The organism is Pedobacter sp. GR22-10, from assembly GCF_026239715.1.
Taxonomy (GTDB): domain Bacteria; phylum Bacteroidota; class Bacteroidia; order Sphingobacteriales; family Sphingobacteriaceae; genus Pedobacter.
The window spans coordinates 1-321 of the sequence record NZ_JAPIVR010000022.1 but is presented as its reverse complement, the minus strand read 5'-3'; the positions used below and the strand labels follow the sequence as shown (position 1 = coordinate 321).

The window sequence follows — 321 nt, the reverse complement described above, 5'->3', positions numbered from 1 at the left end:
TCTTTACAAACGGTACAGGTAAAGGGTAGCCCTGCTTTCAATGATCTTGTGCAACCCTTTGCCTACGATGCCTTTGGCCGGGAGGATAAGAAATACCTCCCTTATGCGGCAACAGGTACCAATGGAAGCTACCGGTCAGCAGCATTAAGCGAGCAGTTGAATTTTTATACGGTTTCAGGAAGCCAGAGTGGTGAACAGATGAGTAATGGTATCGTGAGGATCCCGACACCGTTTTCACAGACGATTTTTGAGGCGAGCCCGCTGAACCGGGTGCTGGAGCAGGGTGCCCCGGGCGATGCCTGGCAGCCCGTGTTGAACAGT

Annotated in this window: 1 protein-coding gene; it reads left to right on the top strand. The window is 52.3% G+C overall.

All coding sequences use genetic code 11. The features are described 5' to 3' along the window. The coding region (locus OQX64_RS22375) for a DUF6443 domain-containing protein (RefSeq protein WP_265820425.1) at positions 1-321 on the top strand (321 nt) is incomplete at both ends.